The organism is Bacillus cereus group sp. N31 (genome assembly GCF_016483245.1).
Lineage (GTDB): Bacteria > Bacillota > Bacilli > Bacillales > Bacillaceae_G > Bacillus_A > Bacillus_A toyonensis.
The window spans coordinates 150,803-174,143 of record NZ_JAEHCH010000010.1; the positions used below are offsets into that span (position 1 = coordinate 150,803).

Below are 23,341 nucleotides of genomic sequence, written 5' to 3' on the forward strand. Positions count from 1 at the left end.
CCAAAGTCATATATTGAATTTGTAACATCCTATAAGATATATGCTTAAGGAGGGATGAGAGCGTGAAATGTCCAGCATGTCATACAGAAAATGCAGTAGAAGCAAAGTTTTGCGGGAATTGTGGACATTCGTTAACCGAAGAAGTAGTAGCAAGTGGTGTCCAAGAAGAAAATCAGCAATCATCGCATGCAGAGCAAGCGAAGGAAACTCGTCCAAATGAAACGGTAGAGCAAGCAAAGCGGTTTACGAGTGGCTATTTTCGGTTTTTTAAACAGGCATTTCAAGCACCGACAGCGATTATGCAAAGTGGCAATGTCGAAGTGCGAAATGGAATTGTCAGTCTTGTTCTTATTTGTTTTTTAGGAGCATGTATTTTTTATAGAATGATGAGTGCTGGTGCAGCTGTTACGAGAACGCTAGTGCCAGAAGTATATACTCCTACATTTTTTGGAGAATCTGTAACGGTATTTTTCTTTTTATTAATTTTAACTTTGTTTGTTGGATTCATTATTTTTATAAGTGGTAAGATGATGAAATCCTCTTTTTCGTTTCTTGAAGTATTCGGCATATGGGGAACGATAGCAACGCCGGTTATTGCTATATTAGTTCTTACTTTTCTTTTTAGTTTCTTATTAATCTTTTTCTTACCGATATTATTATCGTTAGCTACAACTTATATAGGGATTAGTATAATTGTAGCCATATTAAAATTAGATAATGGCGGATTAGATCTTGTTTACACACTTCTTATCGCAAATGTTTTCATTGGAATCGTAACATTTATTGTACTTTGGTCTTACATTAGCACTGTAATTCAAGCCTTTACACAGGGATTAACTGGCTTCTAATGCAAAGGTGGTTGAACGGATGAATGTATGTACAAAGTGTGGAACGCAGTTTGTAGATGGTGTGCAATTTTGTCAAAACTGCGGTACAAAGAGAGAAATTCCAGTGGTGAAGAAGAAAATGGGGAGCGGTACAAAAATTGGCATTACACTTTTAGCACTACTTGTTATAGCGATTGTTGGATTGTATTTGTATGGATCATCGTATTATGCGCAGGTGGCACAAGTAGACCGGATGATTACGATTTTACAAGAGAGAGACGGAGAAAAATTAGCTGAGATTATTACGACAGATGACCCATCGGTTATTGTAACGAGAGAGAGTTTCAAGCCTCTATTTTCATATATAAAAGAAAATCCGTCTTACGTGAATGAATTGAAACAATATTTAAAGCAAGGTGAAAAGCAAGGGGACGGAATTGAAAGAGCGGATTTTTCTTTAACGAAAGACGGGAAACATTACTTTATATTTGATCGGTATAAATTGAAGGCAAGGACGTATTATGCGACTTTGCTTTCAAATGAAAAAGGTGCATCTTTAAAAATGAACGGAAAAGAAATCGATAAGACAGAAGACAAAAATTTTCAGAAGCAATATGGACCGTTTCTTCCAGGAGCTCAAGTGTTTCAAGTGGAATATAAAAATGACTATGTAAAACTATCACGCGAGGAAAAAGTTGTACTTATGAAACAAAGTCAAAATAATGTAACGATAGATTTAACGTTGCAAGGGCAATATATTACAGTTCAAACGAACGCGCCTGGTGCGACATTATATGTGAATCAAAAGCCAGTTACCGCATTGACCGGAGAAGAAATTACGTGGGGTCCCGTAGCAACTGATGGAAGTGCGACGATTTATTTAGAACGCAATGGAGACAGCGGAAGGGAAACGACAAAAGTAGAAACGGTAACAGCACTTTCGGCTTATAACCTTCCATTCGAAAAGAAAAGCGTAGAAAAAACAGTCGTTTACAATGTTACTCCGCCACCTACGACTGGGTATGTATATAATGGTTTTATCTTCCCTGATAGTGATATTCGAAAATTAACGAATGCAGATTTAACGTATGTAACGAAAGAACAGTTGAAAATTGCTAGAAACGAAATATACGCAAGACATGGAAATATATTTCAAACGAAAGATATGCAAGCGTATTTTTCAAAACAGTCTTGGTACAGAGAAAATCCGTATTTTACAGGAAAGCTAACGGATATTGAAGCTTATAATGTTGAATTGATTAAATCAAGAGAATAGCGTTCGTGAAAAAGGTACAGTGTGTATTACTGTACCTTTTCTATGATTATTTAGCTGGACCAGGATCTCTTGAGAAAAAGATGTGAAAGAGAAATGTGACTTTACTTGCTTTTCCTGATGTACTAGCCTGTACGGCGGATAAAGAACTAGGTGATAAAGCTACTTCAGAATAGGGTGCTACGACTGTTTTGAGATTATGATCTGAATCTCCTGATGTAGTAACCGTTATTGTATCTGCAGATAAGTTAATAACTTTAATAGTACCACTTGGAAATATGGATTTACCAGCATGTGATGCTGAAGCGAAGCGAGTGCCTTTCCAAATATCTTGTGCGTAGGTATCGTTGTCAGATAACCAAGCACGAGCGCTGTATATGGTTGCGTTAATGGAAAATTCTTGGTCAAGTGGCGTGGCGGCTTTCGGTTCTTGCGGTTCATCTGGAGTTTGAGCGAGAAGGCCAGGGCACATGTATGTTTCACCTACTTTCAATAGTTACTGTTATAGCATATTAACCATGTTGGTTATAAGACACGACAGTTACCTATTCAGGCATAGGTTTGTGCACTAAATTTGTAGATGAAATATTATTTCTTTACAATGGGAATAGGTGTTATTTCTATAAAATATGGAAATTGTAAAGAGTAGGTAAAAAAGAAGGAGTGGTAAAGTGAACTATGTCATTATTGGCGGAGATGCAGCTGGGATGAGTGCAGCTATGCAAATTGTAAGAAACGATGAAACTGCAAACGTTGTGACGTTAGAAAAAGGTGAAATCTATTCATACGCTCAGTGCGGATTACCGTATGTTATTAGTGGTGCTATTGCTTCGACGGAAAAATTAATTGCGCGTAACGTGAAGACGTTTCGTGATAAGTACGGAATTGATGCGAAAGTGCGACATGAAGTAGCGAAAGTAGATACGGAAAAGAAAATTGTGTACGCAAAGCATACGGAGACGAAAGATGTTTTTGAATTTACGTATGACCGTTTATTAATTGCGACGGGAGTGCGTCCTGTTATGCCAGAATGGGAAGGACGAGAGTTACAAGGCATTCATCTTTTAAAAACAATTCCAGATGCTGAGCGTATATTAAAAACGTTAGAAACGAACAAAGTTGAAGACGTAACAATTATTGGCGGCGGTGCGATTGGACTGGAGATGGCAGAAACATTCGTTGAACTCGGTAAAAAAGTGAGGATGATTGAGCGAAATGATCATATCGGTACGATTTATGATGCAGATATGGCGGAATATATACATAAAGAAGCGGATAAACATCATATTGAAATTGTAACGAATGAAAATGTAAAAGCGTTTAGAGGAAAAGAGCGAGTAGAGGAGATTGAAACGGATAAAGGTACGTATAAAGCAGATCTTGTTTTAGTATCTGTCGGAGTAAAGCCAAATACTGATTTTCTTGAAGGAACCAATATACGTACAAATCATAAAGGGGCAATTGAAGTAAATGCATATATGCAAACGAATGTGCAAGACGTATATGCTGCTGGTGATTGCGCGACACATTATCACGTTATAAAAGAAATTCATGATCATATTCCAATTGGAACGACTGCCAATAAACAAGGACGACTTGCTGGACTCAATATGGTTGATAAACGAAGATCATTTAAAGGTACGTTAGGTACAGGCATTATTAAATTTATGGATTTGACACTCGCGAGAACAGGCTTAAATGAAAAAGAAGCGAAAGGGCTCAATATCCCGTATAAAACAGTTAAAGTAGATTCAACAAATATGGCGGGCTATTATCCAAATGCGAAACCACTTTACTTAAAATTGCTATATCGCTCCGATACGAAGCAATTGTTGGGTGGACAAGTAATTGGGGAAGAAGGTGTAGATAAGCGTATTGATGTGATTGCAATGGCGCTTTTCAATAAAATGAGCATTCACGATTTAGAAGACGTCGACTTAAGTTACGCACCACCATATAACAGCGTTTGGGATCCAATTCAGCAAGCAGCAAGGAGAGCGGAGTAGCACTTTTAAAGTGCTACTTTTTTTGTAAAGGGAAGTAATCTTTTTTATTGAATAATAAAGAGGGGGAAATAGTTACATATAGAAAAGGGGATTTTTAAAAATGGTTGTAGCACTTCAAAGAATTCAAGAATCAGAAAAAGAAATATTACGTAATTTGTACGCATTATACCTTCACGACCTTTCTAAGTTCACTATGAATATAACTATCGGAGCGGATGGGTTTTTTGAATACGAAGATTTGCACATGTTTTGGAAAAATGACGGAATCACTCCGTATTTTATAAAGGTTGATCATAGTATTGTAGGATTTTTATTACTATTAGAACGTCCATTTTTGAAGAAAGAAAACGATTTTTGTATGAATGACATTTTCATATTGAATCAATATAGGGGAAAAGGAATCGGTAAACAAGTTATTGAAAATTTACTAGAAGAGAAACGAGGACAGTATTTCGTTATCGAACTTCTAAAAAATGTACCGGCAGTTTCGTTTTGGAAGAAAGTATATAGAGAGTTAAACATTGAATTTGATGAACGAAAACAAATAATTGATGATGAAGAATGCCTCGTTCAAACGTTTAAAATATAATGAAATAAGTGTTCCTCGTATATTACTTTGAAATTTAGCTTTATCCCGCTATTTGTGGGAGTCGGGTTGCTCGTAAACGCCCGATTGGTGAGGGCTGATAATCAGTGGGGGATGAACAGCCCTCCTACTGATTAAAGTTTCACTTTATTTTGAATATAAGGTTCACCCTTGAAAACAAAGTACGTATCGCTTATATTGTCATATAGTATTTGTTTTTTAACAAAGCAATGAACGAACCAGGGGGCGCAGTATGGCAATTAACATGAAAACAATCGAGGAATGGATTGCGGAATCAAACGCAAGACAGGAAGAAGATTTTGGACACGTTGTTGAAGAGATGAAAGAAGTATGTGTCGGACTTGATAATGCGACATTAATTTATACGAAAAATGTATTTTGCTTCGGTAAGAAAGTAGAAGTATTGTTCTTCTTCCAAGACCATGTCGTTATCGGTGAAGAGAAAGAAGAATATATTGAAGTTGAAAAATTAAAGTATAGTGATATTACAAATAGTAACTTAAAAACAAATGATAGAAATACAACGTTAGAGTTACAGTTTTCTAATGGGAAATCTATCAATTTAGATAGTTTAAATGATAACTATGGTACGAAAAATTGGTTATTTGCAAGACAAATTAAGAGTATCTTTAAAGTAATCTAGTAAAAAGCACGCCGGTGGACGGCGTGCTTTTAATTATGCAAAGACCCTTTTAACCAATTCCGCGCTCGATACGCCCCAACAGGAATTTGAATAAGTGATGTTTCATTTCCACCATCAATCCCGTACAATTGATCACAAGAATTTGTATCAAAACTTAGTAACGGATGACCACCCATCCCCATAGCAGTCGCAGCGAAAACGAGTTTATGAACGAGTATACCAGCTTCCATTTGGTGAATGCGATATCCTCTATAGCCTAATGCACGTGTGTAGTAATCTTTCTTTCCAACTACATGTAAGCAAAGTGGTACTTGAAAAAGGTTTACGTTATCCATCGTCATACTAGACTGAAGGGGGTAACGAAGGTCTCCATACCGAATTGGGTGTATGGAATGTGTTTTACTGTTATAAGCATAAGCTCCGTTTTCAATAGTTTTTACGTTATAAAAACATCCATATAAGGAGACGCGTGCATTTTCATTTATATACTTGCCATCAAGGTCGTTGTAATAGGGGAAGGAGAGACTCGCTTCTTGTAGTAAAGTAGCGAGCTCAGCTGCATCCCATTTCGTTAAAGTAAAGTCATCGTTAGGGGAGTACCGTTCTTTACAAAGTTGTAAGAAATCATACGATAAACGCTCTACTTTCGGTAGCTGTACAGTGTGCGCATGATGTTGATAGTACTCTTCATGAGCTAGTGTTTGGAAGTGTTCTGTCGATTCAATCATAGATGCTTCATTTATTTTTGTTATCATCGGATATCCTTCCACATGTTTGGAACGAACGAAATGCTCATGTGCTAAAGGTGGAATTTGCTGCAATAAGTCATGAGAAGTAACGGTTTTATTTTTACGATAATCATCGTGGAACCAATCTATATTCGGTTCTGTACTTAAAGGAATAACAGCATACACACTTTCTTCTCCTTCGGTCAGTCCGAGTAAATGATTGATTGCACGGTCTAGAAATTGAAAGTATATGCCATTTGTGTAACCGAATTGTTTCGCACATTCGAGTAATTGACCGATGAGAACGCCGCTATCTAATCCTTGCAGACGATACGAAAAGTTATTGTATTTAAAAAAGTTTTTCCAAAACATAGTGGATACAAATGCAGCACCAAAGCAAGACTGTATGTTACAGCGATTGCCGAGTGCGTCTGTAAGATAAGAATCGAAATTTCCTTCGCGAAGTAAGATAAGTCGGTGATGCGCAACGTCATAATGGTAAATGCCGTCTGGATAATGATCCAATTTTAAATATATATACAATTCATTCGGGTATAAAGCACCACCTGAAGGGATAGACCTCCGGAATAAATTTCTTTCGCTATTGAGCTGACATAATTGGGTTATACCAAATGAATACAAAAGGTAAGCACCAATCTCATCCAAAGTAGGTGTAGTAGAAGAGTTCGGCAAAGATATTGGGATTTCTGAAGAGAGAGGGATGACAGGTACATTTCGATATAACTTATAAGGAAGCGGTGCGTCTTCCCAGTTCACCTCATGATTCGGCATAATTTCATCAATAGTGAAATGGAGATGATGTAAAAAAGTATCTAGCTGCATGAAATCCCCCCTTTACTATGGAAATGGATGAGGATGTGGATTTAATTGTTCGTTTGTTAAAGGCTCAGCCCTATATCCAAGTGTCATCGGTACAGTGTACACTCTATCCAGTCCGGTAACACGAGTGAGATGGTGACCGAACGTCATCGGTAGCATGCCTGGGATCATGACTTTTACACAATGTAATCCGTTCTGCTCTATAAGGGGGACGGTTTGATCTACAACGATTACTTCGAGCCCAGATTGATGCAAACGATTTAAAAGTTGATGAAGATCAGATGTCAAATCCATATCAAACGATTGTAATGCATTCATTTCTTGGAACGATTGCACCGGAGCATCGTCACGTAAAAGGAAATGAAGACGTTCTTCCGTTTCTTTTAATCCGTACAGCATACTATGGTCTTCCATTTTATTAACGAGATAAGGATCTTGTAAGCATTTTTCGTAGTACTCTCTTTTTTGCTCGAGCTCATCATCTGCTATTAGTAACATGCCTGCTATTTCGTGAATTGCACTTTTTATAGCTCGAATAGGATCTAAATGAGAGCCCCCTGCACAAACAACGTTCATTCCATTTGCACGCGTATTTTTCGCAATTACCCATAAACTCGGGATGCCGTGTTCCATCGTCGCGTTAAAAACGTGTAATTCATACCCGGTAATCGTGCGTAACCGCTGAATCATTAATTGTAATTCCGTATCGTTTGCTGAGCTAAGATCAAGGCGGGACAGAGGTAATTCAGCATACCAAGTGAGCAAGAAGGCATCACGCTCTACAATTTCTAAAATGCCGTGAAAAATTGCTTCTTCTAAACTACCACCAATTGCACAACCATTGGATGTTTCATATACGAAAGCATCCCGATGACCGAGGCTATAATAAGCGATTGATTCTGGAACTAAAAGTGGCTTGTTTTGTGATAAAGAATAGCCCCATACCCAGTTTTGTTCATAGTCAGGATCAAACGGCTTAAACGGAAAACTATCACGATTATAATGTTCATTTGCATGTACACCGAGTGTGAGGGGATTCAGTGCATGATCCTCTAAATCATGAAAACTACCATGCACATTTGTCTTTTTTCCTCGAGGTGACATACCACAATATCGTTCTAAACCTTCTAAAATAGCAGTTGCTTCACTCAGTGCAAATGAATGGGTTCGACCTGCAACACCTTCATTCCCAAACATTAACGGCATGTTTATAATGACGTCAGCGAATGGTAATAAAGAATGCTGCATTTTTCCATTCAACATACCAACCCGGTAATCTAAATAGTCTCTCGTTAAAAATGTATTTAGTTCATGAATAGAACGACAGCGATACGTTTCAGCACTTGTTTTTAAGCTCGGTTGTAAAGAAATCTGTGCCGCATCCGCAGTATCAGCAGGTAAATTACTACATATAGGACAGAGAGGATCTGGAAGAAAAGAATGCCGCGTACATTGCAGTGTTTGTAAGTTTAGTAAAATGAGTTCATTTTCTAAAGAAGAATGTCCGTGAGCTAATATTTTCTCCGTTTCAGCATGAATGAGCTGGCACATTTGCAGAATGCCATTTTGGGTGGCGCGTACATCACGCCTCGTTACGTGCTCTGATTTCAATGCATATTTCCGCTGTAATTCCCACATTTCTTGTTGATCAAATCCGGCGATAAAGCGTCGTCCATCGGCACAATGGGTGCATCCCGTTGCAAGAGGATGAATATAAGGTCCGATAACACCTTCACCAAATGAAGTAAACGCACGTAGCCACGGAATATGATTGGAACGAAAAACAAGCTCAGCATCATGATGAATAGTAGAAGGAGAGCCGTCATGTAATACGAGAGCGAGGTTGATATTTTCAGGGAGTTCATCTGTAATTGTATGCTGGCGAATGATGGAATATTGTTTGCGTAATTGATCATGTACATAGTCTGCAAGTAGGCCATCTCCTATAAGCAATATATGTTGAGTCATAGACCGTCCTCCTTTGCAATTAATACCCCGTACACTCCATCTAAATTTTCTTTCAAAAATGATTCAATCGCTAAATCAAACACGAATGGATAAAAATTATGTTCTCCTAAATGCTGCAAGGCAAGCTGTAAAGATTGCACATCTGGAATCTCTTCGTCCGCTTGTATTTCTATTCGAAAAGAATCAGTGTCATATAAAATAATAGATGATTCAGACAAAACAGTAGCTCTGTATGGAGTTTCTTCATTTTGAATGTGAAGAAGAGATAGTTGTAGTGCGTTACGTAACGCTAACGTCATATTAATACTGGATGCGCCATACCATCTATCATTTACACCGACCCAAACGACTGGAAAACTAAGGATCTCTTCACTCATTGCTATTTTAGGTGCTTCATGAATTGTAGAGAGAGCATCGTAATAAAACTTACAATGTGTATCATGAATTTCAGCTAGGTCGATCGTTGTAATTTCTTCTAGCATATGTGATTGCCGCTCATATAGTTTATTGTTTAAATGTTGTTGTAGTGCCCGGTATACACCTTCTGTCATCGTTTCCCCAGCACCAATACCGATATCGTTATGTTCAGGAATAAGGCGATGAATGATTTCAGCTACATATGTTTCAATTCCTGTTAAACCAGCTTCACGGCGAGCTTCATTATGAGTCAAACCAGCGCAAGTCATAAGAGGCAGGAGGGAAGCGGGACCATCGGATAGTGGTGTAGCTACTTGAATATTGCATTGTGATAGCGGTAGTTGATATGAATTTTGTTCATCCCACACATGGAATATACCAGCTTCTTTAGAAGTTAATGAGTCGAAAAAACGGAACAATTCAGTTGAAGTATGTTGGTTGGACCGCTGCGCAAGTTTTTCGGTAAGATTTTCTATTGTATCAATTGTAAAACTTTCATCAGTTGCGAGAGGATGTTTTATAAAAGGATGCCATGTCCCTTCGAGTGTTTCACAGTTTAATAAAAAGAATTGTGGCTCTTTTTCTCGATATGAATCATCAGCGACGTGTTTAAATAATTCAAAAACAATTATATTTGCTAACATTGCGCCAGTAATTGGTGAAAAAGGAGCTGATGCATTTTCATTTTGCAAAGTAGTTTCATGTAGCCGATGCCAAGCTGATTCCCAGCATTCTTCACGATCAGCTGTTACGACAGGACCAGCCAAACCGAATGTTGATAAACAAATGGCGGGTATGAAGTTCTTTCCTACTTCCTTGCAAATCGTGTGAACTGTTCTTAAGCCTTCAATGTCTCCATTTTGAGAAACGTATAAAATCCAGTCAAAGGGTTCGAACACTTCATGCAAGGGGCGGTCAATTGTAGTATCTATTTCTTGAACAAGTACATTGTCATCAACTTCATATGCACGTTCTACTAGTTCATGAATTCGGTCGTAATTTGTTTCCATATAATCTGTGACAAGGTAATGAAATGTGGGTAATCCGGATTCTAGTAAAGAAGAAACTAAGGAAGTAAGCATATCCCCAGAACCAAGTATAAGGACATTTGTTGCGCGGTACGTCTCAAATTTTAAAGCACCTGAATGAGAATCAGCTTCTAGAAATTCAATTTGCGAAGCATACCTATCGAGTAATGCACTGTTTAATTCATGAGGTGCATCTTGACTTACATCACGAACAAAACCATTTTCATATAAAATCTCTCCAATTTCAAATACACGATGTTGATAGGGGAGAGGGAGACCATCGGTTATTTCTGCTAAAGAATGATCACCATTAAACATAGGCATTAATTTTTCAATCCAGTTATAAATTCCATCACCGTCCATGCGGAATGAACTGGCGTTATTTCGAAAATAGACACCCCCGTTTGAGTCGGGGAGGAAGAAAGTATCCTTATTTGCTTTAAGCTTTGCATGAGCTGGAAGGTTATTCATTTTAATCCTCCTTACGTTTTAAGCATACATTATTAGCTTATGTCATGAAATTTGTCCCGTATGAACGCAATAAAAAAAGGCTGTAGAATGATTTATTCTACAGCCTCTAATAGACTATTAGTCTATCAACCTTCTAATAATAATGATTTTGGATCTTCAAGCATATCTTTAACAGCAACAAGGAAGCTAACTGCTTCTTTACCATCAACAATACGGTGATCGTAAGATAGTGCAAGGTACATCATTGGACGGTTTTCCATACGTTCTGCATCAATTGCAACTGGTCTTACTTGGATTTTGTGCATTCCTAAAATACCTACTTGTGGGCTGTTTAGGATTGGTGTTGACATTAGAGAACCGAATACACCACCGTTTGTAATTGTAAATGTACCACCTTGTAGCTCTTTTAATGAAAGTTTATTATCACGTGCTTTCATACCTAAATTACGAATTTCGCTTTCGATTTCAGCGAAGTTTAATTGGTTAGCATCGCGTACAACTGGAACAACTAATCCATCTGGAGCTGCTACTGCAATACCGATATCATAGAATTTTTTAATGATAAGCTCGTCGCCTTGAATTTCAGCATTTAATAATGGGAATTGTTTTAATGCTGCAACAACTGCTTTTGTGAAGAATGACATAAAGCCAAGACGTACATCATGTTTTTTCTCGAAAGCATCTTTACGCTCTTTACGTAATTCCATGATTGCACTCATATCAACTTCGTTAAATGTTGTTAACATTGCAGATGTTTGTTGTACTTCTACAAGACGTTTTGCAATTGTTTGACGGCGGCGGGACATTTTCACACGCTCAACTGGTTTTTCAAATTCCGTTTTTGCAACTGGAGCAGGAGCTGGACTTTTTGGAGCAGCTGGTGCTTCTTTTGGTGCAGCAGCATGAGCTTGTACATCATGTGGTCTCACACGTCCAAGTGGATCTGTGCTACGTACGTCGTTTAAGTCGATTCCTAATTCACGAGCCATTTTTCTAGCAGCTGGTGATGCGATAGGACGGTTCGTATTTGGTAAACCTTGTAGAGCCGTAGCTTGTTCAGCAGTTGGAGCAGCAGCTTTCGGTGCTTCAGCTGTTTCTTGTTTTGGTTGCTCAGCCACTGGTGCAGGTGTGCTTACTGCCACTGGTGCGCCATTTGCATCTAAAATTGCGATAGTTGCGCCAACTTCAACTGTATCCCCAGGCTCGCCTAGTAACTTTGATACAATACCTGAATCTTCTGCAATGATTTCTACATTGACTTTATCAGTTTCAAGCTCAACAACGCTGCCACCTTTCTCAACTTTGTCACCTACGTTGATAAGCCATTGTGAAATAGTTCCTTCTGTAATAGATTCTGCAAGCTCAGGTACTTTAATTTCGATCATTTTAAATGTCCTCCCCTTATTTGCCTAACGGTGTGTTTTGTCTTCTTTAATCTTCGGTAATCTCCATTTGTTAGCTCGACTTGGGCAGAATATCTGCCCAAGTCGAGCTGGGAAAAATTCATTGTTACTTTTAGTTGCTATAAACTTCAATTTCTTGTTTATCTTGACGGAAGTTATACTTCACATCTAAAGCGTGCGCCACAATTAGTTCTTGCTCAGCTTTGTGAGCGAACGGATCGCCACCAGATGGGCTAGAACGATCTGGGCGTCCAATGTAACCTGTTTTCACTGTATCTCCAGCTAGTTCGAACAGAATTGGAGCCATGTAATGCCATGCACCCATATTACGAGGTTCTTCTTGAACCCAAATAATTTCTTCTAAGTTTTTAAAGCGTTTCATAATAGATTGAACTTTTTCAGCAGGGAATGGATACAACTGTTCAATGCGAACGACATGAACTTCATCTAAGTTGTATTCATGTTTACCAGACTCGATTTCCGCTGCTAAGTCAATCGCCATTTTACCTGTACTTAAAACAAGACGTTTAACTTTATTTGGTTTCATGCCAAGGTTTTCTTGTTCTAAAGCAGGTTGGAAACGTCCTTCGCTTAACTGACTAGCAGTTGAAAGCGTAAGTGGGTGACGTAATAAACTCTTCGGCGTCATAAGTACTAAAGGTCGAACAGCTTCTGTTCCTAAAATAGATGCTTGACGACGCAAGATATGGAAGTACTGTGCTGCGCTCGTTAAGTTTGCAACTGTCCAGTTGTTTTCAGCAGCTAACTGTAAGAAACGCTCTGGACGTGCACTAGAATGCTCTGGTCCTTGACCTTCATAACCGTGTGGTAATAGAAGAACTAAACCAGATTTTTGACCCCATTTTGCTCTTCCAGCTGAAACGTATTGATCAAATAATGCTTGCGCAGTATTTGAGAAGTCACCATATTGCGCTTCCCACATAACAAGAGTTTCTGGAGCAAATACGTTATAACCATACTCGTAACCAACAACAGCAGCTTCTGATAACGGACTGTTATGAACAGAGAATGAAGCGTTAATGTTTGGTAAGCGATGTAATGGTGAATATGTTTCATTTGTATCAGTATCGTGTAATACGATGTGACGATGCGCGAATGTACCACGCTGTGAATCTTGACCAGTTAAACGAATTGGCGTACCTTCTTGTAAAATAGAAGCGAATGCTAATGACTCAGCAAGTGCCCATTCAATTTTACCGTTCTCTTCAAGAGCATCTTTACGGCGTTCAAGAATTTTCTTCACCTTCGGATATACGTTAAAGCCTTCTGGCCAAGATAATAGACCTTCATTCATTGCACGAAGTGAGTCAAGTTCAACACCAGTATCAATTGGCTGAATGCCTTTTGCAACAACATCTGGTACTTTAACGTGAATTGTTGCATCGCTCGTATCAGCTGGTGGTACTTGTGCATAATCAGATTTTAATTGTTCTTGTATAAATTGAGTAATTGTTTCAACCTCATCTGCATTTAGAACACCAGCAGCTTGTAATTGATCTGCATAAATTGCTCTTACAGTTGGGTGATTTTTAATTTTTTTGTACACTTGTGGTTGCGTAACTGCTGGGTCATCCATTTCGTTATGACCGTAGCGACGGTAACCAATTAAATCGATTAAGAAGTCTTTTTTGAACAACGTACGATATTGAATCGCCAGGTTAGCAGCAGCAAGACAAGCTTCTGGATCATCAGCGTTCACGTGAACAATCGGAATATCAAAACCTTTTGCAAGGTCGCTTGAATATTTCGTAGAACGAGAATCATAGCTATCAGTCGTAAAACCAACTGCATTGTTTGCGATAACATGAATTGTTCCGCCCGTTTGATACGCGTTCAATCTGCTTAAGTTTAGTGTCTCAGATACAATACCTTGACCAGGGAATGCAGCGTCACCATGAACTAAAACTACGAATGATTTAGAAGTATCTTGTTCTGGAAGACCAGACTTTTTACGATTTTCTTGAGCCGCACGTGCGAAACCTTCCACAACAGGATTAACGAACTCAAGGTGACTCGGGTTATTTGCTAATGTAACGCGAGTGCTAACTTCTTCATTCCCAACGACTTGTTCTCTACCTAAATGGTATTTCACGTCGCCAGTCCAGCCAGCATTTGCCACTGCGCCTTCTATTTTTGCATGTTTGAATTCAGCAAACATGTGAGTATATGGTTTTTCTAATACGTGAGCAAGTACGCTTAGACGACCGCGGTGAGCCATACCAATCATGACATCTTCAACGCCGCCCTTAGCACCTTCTAGCACAATTTCATCTAGAACTGGTACAAGCATATCAACGCCCTCGATAGAGAAACGCTTTTGCCCAACGAATGTTTTATGCAAGAATTGCTCGAAACCTTCAACAGCTGTTAAACGTTTTAAAAGAGCAGTTCGTTTTTTATTTGATAATGGTTGACGCAATGAATTTGATTCCACCATTTGATGCAACCACGCGCGTTCTTCACTATCTTGTATATGTGAGAATTCATAAGCTAAAGATTTTGTATAAACGTCTTTTAATCTATGAATTACATCAAGTGCAGTGTGAATACCCTCTGGTGCATCTTGCCATACTGTTTTAGCTGGAATCGCTTTCAAGTCAGTATCGCTCAATTCGTTCATTGCTTTCTCAAGAAGAGATTGTCCGTTTGCAGCAGCTTCCATCGGGTTGATGTGAGCCAACGTATGCCCGAAAGAACGAATCTGTTCAACAAGTTGAACGACTTTAAGAATTTTTTCAATGTTACCTGTGTTTTGAGGAGAAAAATGTGTTGCTGTGTTGTCCCCTGTTACGACATCATCTTGAAACGAAGGAGCTCCAAAAATTTCAAAAAGCTCTTGTAATTCCGGATCAACAGAACCTGCTCCAGTTACGTAAAGATCATACTGTTCAATAACATAACCAAGGTTCGGACCATGGAACTTGGCCCAAGGGTTTGTCGTTGTATTCTTCCTCGTCATTTGTTTAAACCTCCCAATGCATATAATCCTTTTCCTATACAAAAGGTGCATTTTGCTCTTTTTCAATAATTGATAAACTAATAATTAATGTAAATGTTGTCTTTACTCTTATGTTATTACAATAATTTACATAATACCAAACACTATTACTTATCTGTTTTGTAAAAAAACATTCACAATAACTTATCACCCAAGTTAATCTTTCATGTTATAAAGTAATTTTACAGAAAAATGGAGTGGATATATTTGGTATACCTACACTAACAACTATAATTGTTGCATTTACATATAGGTATAATAGTTAGAATGTTTCGATAAAATAAAGTTCGAATTATGTATATTGAAATAATAAGCGCTTTCATTGATATTATACAACAATATAACGGAATATAGTATAAAAAATAAAAAATTATGAATTTAGAGTAAACTTTATTTCGGTAGTGTTAAATATTGAAAGGAAAACGAAGGATTTCTACAAAAAAAGTGGCTAAACATAAAAAATGCTTCATAAACCGTTAGTTTCTATTAATATGCCGAAAAATACCGTAAAACAAATAACGCATTTCATCCAATAAAGCGGCAAATGAAATATTTTAAAAGGATAAAACAAATATGGAGATATTAAATTTTTATAAAAATGGAGAAGGGATATAGTAACGGATATATACATTGTTCCATGTTGCATTACAAAATAGACGTGCTGAAATTGAAAAAGTTTCTTCTATAATAAAATGAAATTTTAATCAGTGTAGGGTTTGTCCATCCACCACTGATTATTAGCCTTCACCAATTGGGCAGTTATTTCCCACCTAAATTCCTCGCATTCACTGAATTTTGAGGTGGGAGTCTTACTGCCTGCTAATGCGGGATAAATAGCGTGAAACAAACTGAAATATATGTAAAGGAAACTTGACGTAAAGTTTGCTTTACATATATACTCGGTATAAGGGAGGAGGGAGAAATTTCCTTGGAAAATAAAATGGTCGAATACCGAAAAAAATTTGGACTATCTCAAGAAAAATTGGCTGAGAAACTTGGCGTTTCCAGACAAACCATCATTTCAATTGAAAAAGGAAAATACGATCCATCACTTCCGTTAGCATTTGAAATAGCGAAAACATTTCAGACAACGATAGAACATGTATTTATTTATGAAGGAAAAGAAGGGGAGGAGTAAAGATGAACTATTCACAAAAGTACTTTTTAATCATGGGAATTATTTTTTTTATTATGAGTGGAACTATGGTATTAGCGGGTATAATGACGCATTCAGCACCACCGACTCCAACTTATACAGTTCTCGCAATGATGATTATGTGTTTCTGCCTAAGCTACTTACATCCACAATTTAAAGAAAAAGACGAGCGGATGAAATTAATTCGTTATAAAGGCATGTTCTTCAGCTTTTTTGCGTTAACAGCATATTACCTTCTTTTCTCTATCGGCTTAAACTTAAACGTTATTACACTATCTGCAGTTGAACTACTGAACATACTTATGGCACTCACAATGAGTACCGTCTTTATCTCGTTTGTTGTTTTGGCAAAAAGATATTAAGATGGAAGAGAGAAAGGAAGATTAACATATGCAAATGATGTATGCTTTTGGTATGGGGATCGTTTTATTTTTAGCGGTGTTCCTATTCATTCGTAAAGACGTTCAAGGCGGGACGTTAACGAAACGAGGATTTTATAAAATGATTGGCTGTTTAGTTGTTATGTTTATAGCGATCATCGTAATGATTGTATTAATTACTCAATCATTATAAATTTTAAAAATGAAACCTTACTTTTTGTAAGGTTTTTCTTTTTGTATAAAAACCTAAAAATTACCACAAAAACCATTTACTACATGGAAGCTATATTGTATAATCCAATAAAATAATAGAAAAGGAGAATAGTATATGAATAAAAAAGCTATCTTCTTTTTATTAACAAGTCTACTACTTGTAGCTAGTATTACTTATATAATATGTAACAAACGAGAACAAGTACCACCTATATTAGTATGGGAGGACCAAGAATACTACGTTACGGATGAACCTGCTCAAGCAGAAGAAGTCGGGCAAAGGCTCGGAGAAGTGAAAAAGAAAATTGAAGCAAGTAAAGCACCTACTAAAAATAGTGAATCTAATACATTACAAGAAAAAACAGAAGTATTCACAATGATTGAAGAAAAAAAAGATGATCAATCGCCTTTAATCATAAAGGAACCTTATGGTGATGAATATAGAATAGTAAGGCCGATGTTAAAGCAAGTACTATAATAGAAAAGGAGACTCATATGCAGACAATAGCTTCATATCCGTGGTCGTTAAGAAAAATATTTGTCTTTTTTCTTTGCTTTATTCTGCCTCCTATCGGTTTCATTTATATTTTGATGAATAGAGAAGCACTACAAAAGAGAGATTTCATTTTATATGTATTATTTGCTGCTATTAATATATCGCTTTGGTTATCATTGATGATTTTTGATAGGAGTATGTGGATGGTAGCGGGGCATGATGTACTTAGCGTAATTGTTATTATTGTTTCGAATATGAATAAGGGATAACCCAGCAATTTTAAAGTTGCTGGGTTTTATTTTGATATTTATAATGAAGTAAAAAATCTTTAATAGAGAGTAGTGGCGTTATGAGATGGAAAGCAGGAACGTTTGAAAAAATAGAAACAAACCATGTATCTATTGAACAAATTATAAATACATATAAGAAACAAAACTTAAATGGTGGAGCGGTTATAAGCTGTTTTAAAGTACATAACGAAAACTTTTTCAAAGAAATACCACATGGAGAAGATGGACACGAGCACTTTTTCAGAAGAATCTTCAACTCTTTAGATATAATCAATAACTTAGAAGAATTAAAAATACATACATCAGATAAATATAAGTTTCGTTTTAAAGAGCATCAGGCAGTCATGCTTGATGGTAGCATTGCCGCTCAAATTTTGTGGGGCGGAGCGTATGAAGCATTTCAAGAACGGCCGGTTGCTGCGAAACAATTAGCGATTAATGTATGCCAATATATGTTCCAAGATCGATACGAAGATATTAAAGTGTTTGAAAGTGACCACCCTTGGACAGATTGGTTTTACGATGTTGCATGGGATGCTACTTGGATGGTATTAGATAGTAAGGAGCATAAAATGTGGTTAATTTGTGCTACGGATACGGATTAAAAGATGAAGAGTCTTGTAGAAATGCTACAAGGCTCTTTATCTTTTGGGAAAGAATACAAAATAAATCGTATAAATGTTATGCTAAAAAATGTTTGTAATGTAAGTTTTATACTGTTGTATAGTGATGGCTTACTAGAAAAGAAAAGGTAAGGTAAGAGGAGAATGAACGTGAAAAAGGTAAAGAAATTATTGCTACTAATGATGGTAATAGGGTTAACAGTTGGTGTTCTAGCAGGATGTGCAAACCCGAAAGATACTGCTGAAGAATTTTTAACAGCAATACAAAAAGGGGATGTAGAGAAGGCTCGTACATTCGTTGAAAGTGACAAGGAATTTAATAAACTAAATGAAAAAACAGATGATGCTGAAGCAAAAGAAATGCTAAGCGCAATCACGAAAAACTTTAAATTTGAAAAACTAGAAGAAGTATCAAAAACAGATGATAAAGCAGAAGTGAAAGTGAAAATTACATCTGCCGATCTATCTGTTGCCGTAACGAAAGCAATGGGAGAAGTTATGCCAATGGCCTTCGCTAGTGCCTTTAGCGAAGATAAAGAGCAATCTGAAAAAGCAATCGAAAAAACAATGACATCAGCTATCATTAAACACTTATCAGATAAAGATGCAATAATGGCAACACGTGAAGTGACACTAAACTTAAAGAAAAATAAAGATGGTGACTACAAAGTCGTTGCTGACGATAACTTGAAAGAAGTATTGTTTGCGAATGCTAAGGCTTTGGAGAAGATGTTTGGTGGGAAGTGATTGACTTACATAAAAAAAGAGACACCATATCACGTAGTAGGGTGATATGGTGTCTCTTTTTTTATGAACCTGGAGAGGTTTGAACTCACGATATCCATTCTAAAAATTTTTATAAATATATAACATAAAGCTAGTTGTAACAGGGGAGATACTGTATTCTATGTTTTCTTAGGCAGATCCTGTAATGTAGAAAAGTAAAATTTTTGGACCAGATTTTAATTAGTTTTCTTTCAGTTTTAATGAGGAAGTGTACGAAGATGTTGTGACTATGCCTGCTGAATTGTGAAGTTAAATAAGACAACAATTTATTAGAGGAAGATTAGTTAGTTTAATTATAATATTTAGGTGTTTAACAGGGTTACTAATTAATTTCAGTTCTCCCATGAAAAATTAAAGAAAAAGTATTGATGAACAAATTCGTGTTTTCAGTGAATGTGAGGACTTCTCTAAATAAAGGTGGTCAACACTATGTAAATAATTAGGAGTGCTAAAATATGCAAAATTGCATATTAATTATTTTAAATCTTATGCTAACCTTATAATGCGAAATATAACATTTGTTGGTAATGATTCATTTTTGAAGCATAAAAAATGAGATATTACAGTGAATTGTGTGCCATCGTCCTATATTATAAACGATAATAACGAAAGCTATTTGAAGTCCTTTGAGGGAAATAAGTTATTAAAGAAGATACCATATAGAAGATTTGTCGGAATTTCAGATGTTACAAATGTCATCTTATTTTTAATGTCTGATAAAAGTGATGCCATTAGAGGGCAAAATATTGTGGTTGACTATGGATATACAATTGTATAAATAAATCATCTTGGGAATTAAGGTTGTGGAGAATGAGTTTACTAATTAAAGATTTAACAAAGAAATTTGACGAGCATGTTGCAGTGAATAATTTGAATATCGAGATACCGAAAGGTGAAATATTTGGATTCTTGGGCGGGAATGGAGCAGGTAAAACGACTACATTTCGAATGATACTTGGACTTTTATCGAAATCAAGCGGAACCATTTCATGGAATGGTAAACCTATAAATTATGATGTTACAGATAAGATTGGGTATTTACCAGAAGAACGTGGTCTTTATGCGAAAATGACTGTCAAAGAACAAGTTAACTTTTTTGCAAAATTAAAGAATATGAAAAGTAAAGATGCAGAAAAAGAACTGCACTATTGGCTGGAGCGTTTTAATATAACTGAGTATCTGAACAAAAAGGTAGGAGAACTTTCAAAAGGGAATCAGCAAAAAATTCAGCTGATAACAGCGATTATACATAAGCCTGAACTCTTAATTTTAGATGAACCATTTAGTGGTTTAGATCCAGTAAATGTTGAAATGTTAAAAGAAGCTGTTCTTGATATGCAAAAACAAGGGTCTTCGATTCTTTTTAGTTCACATCGTATGGAACATGTGGAAGAATTATGCCAACACATTTGTATCATGCACAAAGGAGTACCTGTTGTTCAAGGAGACATTGCCAAAATTAAAAGTGACTTTGGTAAAAAGAATGTTGTAATCGTTGGCGATCATGACTTTGACCATTTGAAAGAAATAAAAGGTGTAGAAAGTATGAAGAAACGTAAGAATGCAGTTACTCTTAAAATTTCATATGAAGAAGTTTCGCATGTTTTATTTAAAGAGATAACGAAATTAGGGTATGTTAAAAAGTTCGCAGTAGAAGAACCTACATTAAATGACATCTTTATTGAGAAAGTAGGTGCACAGCATGAATAGTTTCTGGACGATTTTTTTACAAAACTATAAATCTAAGGTAAAAGCTAAATCATATATTGCTATTACAATCATAATTTCTATGTTAATTATAGGAATGATGAATTTTGACAAGATTTATGACTATTTTGCAGGTAACGAGGAAGAGCAAGTTGTCATTGTTACAGAAAAAGAAGAATTATATACAACTATTCATCAAGTGTTTAAAAACGTAGATAGTAAATTACATGTTAAATATAGTATGGATAAACAAAAAGCAGAATCGGGCGTTAAACATGGTGATTATACATATGCAATTGTTGTAGAGGAATTGGGTAATAAACAACTAAAGGCTACGTATATAACTGAGACAGATGTAAATCAGCAAGATGTTAGCAAGGTCCAAACGATTTTATCTCAAATACAATCTTCTAATTTCGCTCAGCAATTGAATCTATCGCAAGATGAATTAAAGGTGTTAACGACGCCAGTAGAAATTCATACCAAAACTGTTTCAGATAAGGTTAAAGATGGAGAACATACAGAGGGTGTAGGAATTTTAATTAATACCTTTATCATGCTAAATTATTTAATGATATTATTGTATGCTGCACAATTAGCTACCGATGTTGCAACAGAAAAATCTTCTCGTGTAATGGAGTTAGTTGTTTCAAGTATTTCGCCTACAAAACATTTATATGCGAAGCTATTCTCAACATTATTGGCAGGTATTACACAAATGATAATTTGGGGCTTGGTCGCAACTGTTGGGTATAAAATAGCAATTAATGAATCGAAAAATGATATTTTAAATAGTATTGATTTAAATTCTGTTGCTCCTACTCTAGTGGTGTATGGGATTCTATTCTTCACATTAGGATTCTTATTATATGGCTCATTATCTTGTCTACTCGGCTCTATTATTAGTCGTATAGAGGAATCTTCTCAAGCTGTTATGCCACTGATGTTTATGTTAATTGCTGCTTTGTATATCGCACTTTATGGAATGTCAAATCCAAGCAGCACGGTTGTTACCATTACTAGTTATATACCTTTCTTTACTCCTATTGTTATGCTCGTACGAATTGGATTCCTCAATATCCCAGTATGGGAGATTGCTCTTACATTAGCGATTCTATTAGCAACAATATGTATGATGATTGGTTTAACGAGCCGTGTTTACCGAGGTGGTGTATTATTATATGGTAAAGGTGCATTTAGTAATATAAAAAAGGCAATTAAGTTAGGGAAGAAATAAGATTAGCCCATTCATTTTTGGGACTTATATTTACAAAGAACTACATGGTTAATCTATGTAGTTCTTTATTGTTGTAAAATGTATATAAATAAATATAAAAGAATGTATTGTCAATTTAGAAAGCGTTGATAATTTAAAAAACCTTATGTTGCAAACGATAGAAAAAGAAGAGGTAGGATCATAAACACATATGCACCATTAGGTAAATACGTGGAATTTATAAAATAGGTAGGGACTGTTTCGTTCCCTACCTATCCATTTCTGAATATTAATATTCAATTTTATATATAAAAAAATAAGCTCCGAAAAGCTTATTTTTTCATGATTATTCTCCTCTTCCTATAACTGTCATTCCTGCTGTGTAAATTGTATCTACAGAACCATCAGCGCTTACAATTTCAACTTTGTAACGGTATGTTCCATTATCTCCAATATCTTCGCCATATCCTGTGAAAGTAGAAATTTCATCATTACTTCCAGCTGGAACCCATTGGTTTTTCCAATTGAAGAAAGTATCATATTCTCCCCAGCTATCTCCATATTTCTTTTCGATGCTGACATTGTAATGAATGTCCTCAGTTCGGTCATTTGTAATTCTTGCAATTACGTTTTGCCCAAATCGGTATTCCGTAGCGTGTACTTGAACTGTAACACCATTCACCGTTTCGCTAGGTCCACAGATATAACGACAGAACTCGCTTGCTCCGTCAGCATGTGCTTTAGTTGTATCAATGTTCATAACCGTGAAACCGCCCAAAGCTAAAGCTCCTGTTAATAATACTTTACCAAATGTTTTCACTTGAAATTCCTCCTAAGTATATTCTCAATTCGTTCAATAGATATCACATTAAGTAGTTTTATAACATGAATCTAATCGAACGCTGTTTTTCCTCGAATGTATTCGCTAGTAATCTTGTGTCGTGTAGTAATCTAATCTCTACATAAAATTCCATAGTTTTGATTCCATATATGTATCATGATTTACATAGAATAAATCTGTTAATACGTTTTGGGTATTTACTTATCCCACCTTCTTTGTTACCTTTTATTGGTAAAATATTATTTTTATTATATACTACTATTACCTATTTACAAGAGAAAATAATCCTGTATGCAAAAGTGCATAATAAAAAAACGAACCAATACTGAACTGCACCCCAATTGTTAGACACCGTCTAACAATTGGAGGTGCAGTTTTTCTATGGTTAAATTTACAGCTGATG

Annotated in this window: 22 protein-coding genes; 15 read left to right on the top strand and 7 right to left on the bottom strand. The window is 36.3% G+C overall.

Annotation, left to right across the window (positions count from 1 at the left end):
• The first annotated feature begins 62 nt into the window (after positions 1 to 62).
• Both JDS81_RS14905 and JDS81_RS14910 read left to right on the top strand, forming a co-directional pair.
• On the top strand, positions 63 to 848 hold the full coding sequence (locus tag JDS81_RS14905) for a zinc ribbon domain-containing protein (protein ID WP_000650065.1): 786 nt from the start codon (positions 63 to 65) through the stop codon (positions 846 to 848).
• Between the two features lie 19 nt (positions 849 to 867).
• The gene (locus tag JDS81_RS14910) at positions 868 to 2,103 is read left to right on the top strand and encodes a TcaA 3rd/4th domain-containing protein (RefSeq protein WP_097953237.1); all 1,236 of its coding nucleotides are present in this window, start codon (positions 868 to 870) and stop codon (positions 2,101 to 2,103) included.
• A gap of 46 nt (positions 2,104 to 2,149) precedes the next feature.
• On the opposite strand, the gene JDS81_RS14915 is transcribed toward JDS81_RS14910, so the two are convergent.
• Positions 2,150 to 2,572, bottom strand: a complete 423-nt coding sequence (locus JDS81_RS14915; protein ID WP_000336278.1) for a hypothetical protein — start codon at positions 2,570 to 2,572, stop codon at positions 2,150 to 2,152.
• Positions 2,573 to 2,771: 199 nt separating this feature from the next.
• On the opposite strand from JDS81_RS14915, the gene JDS81_RS14920 reads away from it, so the two are divergent.
• The 3 genes from JDS81_RS14920 (at position 2,772) to JDS81_RS14930 (ending at position 5,356) form a co-directional block, all read left to right on the top strand.
• Positions 2,772 to 4,106, top strand: a complete 1,335-nt coding sequence (locus tag JDS81_RS14920; RefSeq protein WP_097953238.1) for an FAD-dependent oxidoreductase — start codon at positions 2,772 to 2,774, stop codon at positions 4,104 to 4,106.
• 100 nt (positions 4,107 to 4,206) lie between these two features.
• The gene (locus tag JDS81_RS14925; RefSeq protein ID WP_097953239.1) at positions 4,207 to 4,695 is read left to right on the top strand and encodes a GNAT family N-acetyltransferase; all 489 of its coding nucleotides are present in this window, start codon (positions 4,207 to 4,209) and stop codon (positions 4,693 to 4,695) included.
• 250 nt (positions 4,696 to 4,945) lie between these two features.
• Positions 4,946 to 5,356: a DUF3908 family protein gene (locus tag JDS81_RS14930; protein ID WP_000996794.1), complete on the top strand. Its 411-nt coding sequence runs from the start codon at positions 4,946 to 4,948 to the stop codon at positions 5,354 to 5,356.
• A 29-nt stretch (positions 5,357 to 5,385) separates the two neighbouring features.
• Here JDS81_RS14930 and JDS81_RS14935 read toward each other — a convergent pair whose 3' ends face one another.
• The 5 genes from JDS81_RS14935 to odhA all read right to left on the bottom strand — a co-directional run bounded on the left by JDS81_RS14935 (position 5,386) and on the right by odhA (position 15,191).
• Positions 5,386 to 6,927, bottom strand: coding sequence for a SagB family peptide dehydrogenase (locus JDS81_RS14935; RefSeq protein WP_097953240.1), 1,542 nt, complete (start codon positions 6,925 to 6,927; stop codon positions 5,386 to 5,388).
• Positions 6,928 to 6,942: 15 nt separating this feature from the next.
• Positions 6,943 to 8,892, bottom strand: coding sequence for a TOMM precursor leader peptide-binding protein (locus tag JDS81_RS14940; protein ID WP_070172880.1), 1,950 nt, complete (start codon positions 8,890 to 8,892; stop codon positions 6,943 to 6,945).
• Positions 8,889 to 10,808 carry a putative thiazole-containing bacteriocin maturation protein gene (locus JDS81_RS14945; RefSeq protein WP_097953241.1) on the bottom strand — a complete coding sequence of 640 codons (1,920 nt, stop codon included), beginning with the start codon at positions 10,806 to 10,808 and terminating at the stop codon, positions 8,889 to 8,891. Before JDS81_RS14945 ends, JDS81_RS14940 begins: the two co-directional genes overlap by 4 nt.
• 125 nt (positions 10,809 to 10,933) lie before the next feature.
• Positions 10,934 to 12,193: a 2-oxoglutarate dehydrogenase complex dihydrolipoyllysine-residue succinyltransferase gene (gene odhB / locus JDS81_RS14950; RefSeq protein ID WP_000569924.1), complete on the bottom strand. Its 1,260-nt coding sequence runs from the start codon at positions 12,191 to 12,193 to the stop codon at positions 10,934 to 10,936.
• A gap of 130 nt (positions 12,194 to 12,323) precedes the next feature.
• Positions 12,324 to 15,191 carry a 2-oxoglutarate dehydrogenase E1 component gene (odhA, locus tag JDS81_RS14955; RefSeq protein WP_097953242.1) on the bottom strand — a complete coding sequence of 956 codons (2,868 nt, stop codon included), beginning with the start codon at positions 15,189 to 15,191 and terminating at the stop codon, positions 12,324 to 12,326.
• A 967-nt stretch (positions 15,192 to 16,158) separates the two neighbouring features.
• On the opposite strand from odhA, the gene JDS81_RS14960 reads away from it, so the two are divergent.
• The 10 genes from JDS81_RS14960 to JDS81_RS15005 all read left to right on the top strand — a co-directional run bounded on the left by JDS81_RS14960 (position 16,159) and on the right by JDS81_RS15005 (position 22,118).
• The gene (locus JDS81_RS14960) at positions 16,159 to 16,368 is read left to right on the top strand and encodes a helix-turn-helix transcriptional regulator (RefSeq protein WP_000428510.1); all 210 of its coding nucleotides are present in this window, start codon (positions 16,159 to 16,161) and stop codon (positions 16,366 to 16,368) included.
• Positions 16,369 to 16,370: 2 nt separating this feature from the next.
• Positions 16,371 to 16,748, top strand: a complete 378-nt coding sequence (locus tag JDS81_RS14965) for a permease (RefSeq protein WP_097953243.1) — start codon at positions 16,371 to 16,373, stop codon at positions 16,746 to 16,748.
• 28 nt (positions 16,749 to 16,776) lie between these two features.
• Positions 16,777 to 16,959, top strand: a complete 183-nt coding sequence (locus JDS81_RS14970) for a DUF3976 domain-containing protein (protein ID WP_001178305.1) — start codon at positions 16,777 to 16,779, stop codon at positions 16,957 to 16,959.
• Positions 16,960 to 17,094: 135 nt separating this feature from the next.
• Positions 17,095 to 17,457 (top strand): hypothetical protein, encoded by a 363-nt coding sequence (locus tag JDS81_RS14975; RefSeq protein WP_097953244.1) that lies wholly within the window; start codon positions 17,095 to 17,097, stop codon positions 17,455 to 17,457.
• A 17-nt stretch (positions 17,458 to 17,474) separates the two neighbouring features.
• Entirely contained in the window at positions 17,475 to 17,744 is a 270-nt protein-coding gene (locus JDS81_RS14980; protein WP_001193096.1) for a hypothetical protein, read from the top strand.
• A gap of 80 nt (positions 17,745 to 17,824) precedes the next feature.
• Complete coding sequence (locus JDS81_RS14985; RefSeq protein ID WP_097953245.1) at positions 17,825 to 18,370, top strand: hypothetical protein; 546 nt, start codon at positions 17,825 to 17,827, stop codon at positions 18,368 to 18,370.
• A 168-nt stretch (positions 18,371 to 18,538) separates the two neighbouring features.
• Complete coding sequence (locus JDS81_RS14990) at positions 18,539 to 19,135, top strand: DUF4878 domain-containing protein (RefSeq protein WP_142316308.1); 597 nt, start codon at positions 18,539 to 18,541, stop codon at positions 19,133 to 19,135.
• A 604-nt stretch (positions 19,136 to 19,739) separates the two neighbouring features.
• On the top strand, positions 19,740 to 19,952 hold the full coding sequence (locus JDS81_RS14995; RefSeq protein WP_255258382.1) for an SDR family oxidoreductase: 213 nt from the start codon (positions 19,740 to 19,742) through the stop codon (positions 19,950 to 19,952).
• A gap of 32 nt (positions 19,953 to 19,984) precedes the next feature.
• A complete protein-coding gene (locus tag JDS81_RS15000) occupies positions 19,985 to 20,884 on the top strand; it encodes an ABC transporter ATP-binding protein (RefSeq protein ID WP_000054717.1) in 900 nt (299 codons plus the stop codon).
• Positions 20,877 to 22,118 carry an ABC transporter permease gene (locus JDS81_RS15005; protein WP_001084158.1) on the top strand — a complete coding sequence of 414 codons (1,242 nt, stop codon included), beginning with the start codon at positions 20,877 to 20,879 and terminating at the stop codon, positions 22,116 to 22,118. The genes JDS81_RS15000 and JDS81_RS15005 overlap by 8 nt, the downstream gene beginning before the upstream one ends.
• A 325-nt stretch (positions 22,119 to 22,443) precedes the next feature.
• Here JDS81_RS15005 and JDS81_RS15010 read toward each other — a convergent pair whose 3' ends face one another.
• Positions 22,444 to 22,917 carry a hypothetical protein gene (locus JDS81_RS15010; RefSeq protein ID WP_000846643.1) on the bottom strand — a complete coding sequence of 158 codons (474 nt, stop codon included), beginning with the start codon at positions 22,915 to 22,917 and terminating at the stop codon, positions 22,444 to 22,446.
• Between the last annotated feature and the right edge of the window lie 424 nt (positions 22,918 to 23,341).

Bases quoted from the DNA above. Each gene is read 5' to 3' on its own strand.
- JDS81_RS14910 (WP_097953237.1), top strand. From the start codon at position 868: ATGAATGTATGTACAAAGTGTGGAACGCAGTTTGTAGATGGTGTGCAA.
- JDS81_RS14915 (WP_000336278.1), bottom strand. From the start codon at position 2,572: ATGTGCCCTGGCCTTCTCGCTCAAACTCCAGATGAACCGCAAGAACCG.
- JDS81_RS14925 (WP_097953239.1), top strand. From the start codon at position 4,207: ATGGTTGTAGCACTTCAAAGAATTCAAGAATCAGAAAAAGAAATATTA.
- JDS81_RS14930 (WP_000996794.1), top strand. From the start codon at position 4,946: ATGGCAATTAACATGAAAACAATCGAGGAATGGATTGCGGAATCAAAC.
- JDS81_RS14935 (WP_097953240.1), bottom strand. From the start codon at position 6,927: ATGCAGCTAGATACTTTTTTACATCATCTCCATTTCACTATTGATGAA.
- JDS81_RS14940 (WP_070172880.1), bottom strand. From the start codon at position 8,892: ATGACTCAACATATATTGCTTATAGGAGATGGCCTACTTGCAGACTAT.
- JDS81_RS14945 (WP_097953241.1), bottom strand. From the start codon at position 10,808: ATGAATAACCTTCCAGCTCATGCAAAGCTTAAAGCAAATAAGGATACT.
- odhB (WP_000569924.1), bottom strand. From the start codon at position 12,193: ATGATCGAAATTAAAGTACCTGAGCTTGCAGAATCTATTACAGAAGGA.
- odhA (WP_097953242.1), bottom strand. From the start codon at position 15,191: ATGACGAGGAAGAATACAACGACAAACCCTTGGGCCAAGTTCCATGGT.
- JDS81_RS14965 (WP_097953243.1), top strand. From the start codon at position 16,371: ATGAACTATTCACAAAAGTACTTTTTAATCATGGGAATTATTTTTTTT.
- JDS81_RS14970 (WP_001178305.1), top strand. From the start codon at position 16,777: ATGCAAATGATGTATGCTTTTGGTATGGGGATCGTTTTATTTTTAGCG.
- JDS81_RS14975 (WP_097953244.1), top strand. From the start codon at position 17,095: ATGAATAAAAAAGCTATCTTCTTTTTATTAACAAGTCTACTACTTGTA.
- JDS81_RS14980 (WP_001193096.1), top strand. From the start codon at position 17,475: ATGCAGACAATAGCTTCATATCCGTGGTCGTTAAGAAAAATATTTGTC.
- JDS81_RS14985 (WP_097953245.1), top strand. From the start codon at position 17,825: ATGAGATGGAAAGCAGGAACGTTTGAAAAAATAGAAACAAACCATGTA.
- JDS81_RS15000 (WP_000054717.1), top strand. From the start codon at position 19,985: ATGAGTTTACTAATTAAAGATTTAACAAAGAAATTTGACGAGCATGTT.
- JDS81_RS15005 (WP_001084158.1), top strand. From the start codon at position 20,877: ATGAATAGTTTCTGGACGATTTTTTTACAAAACTATAAATCTAAGGTA.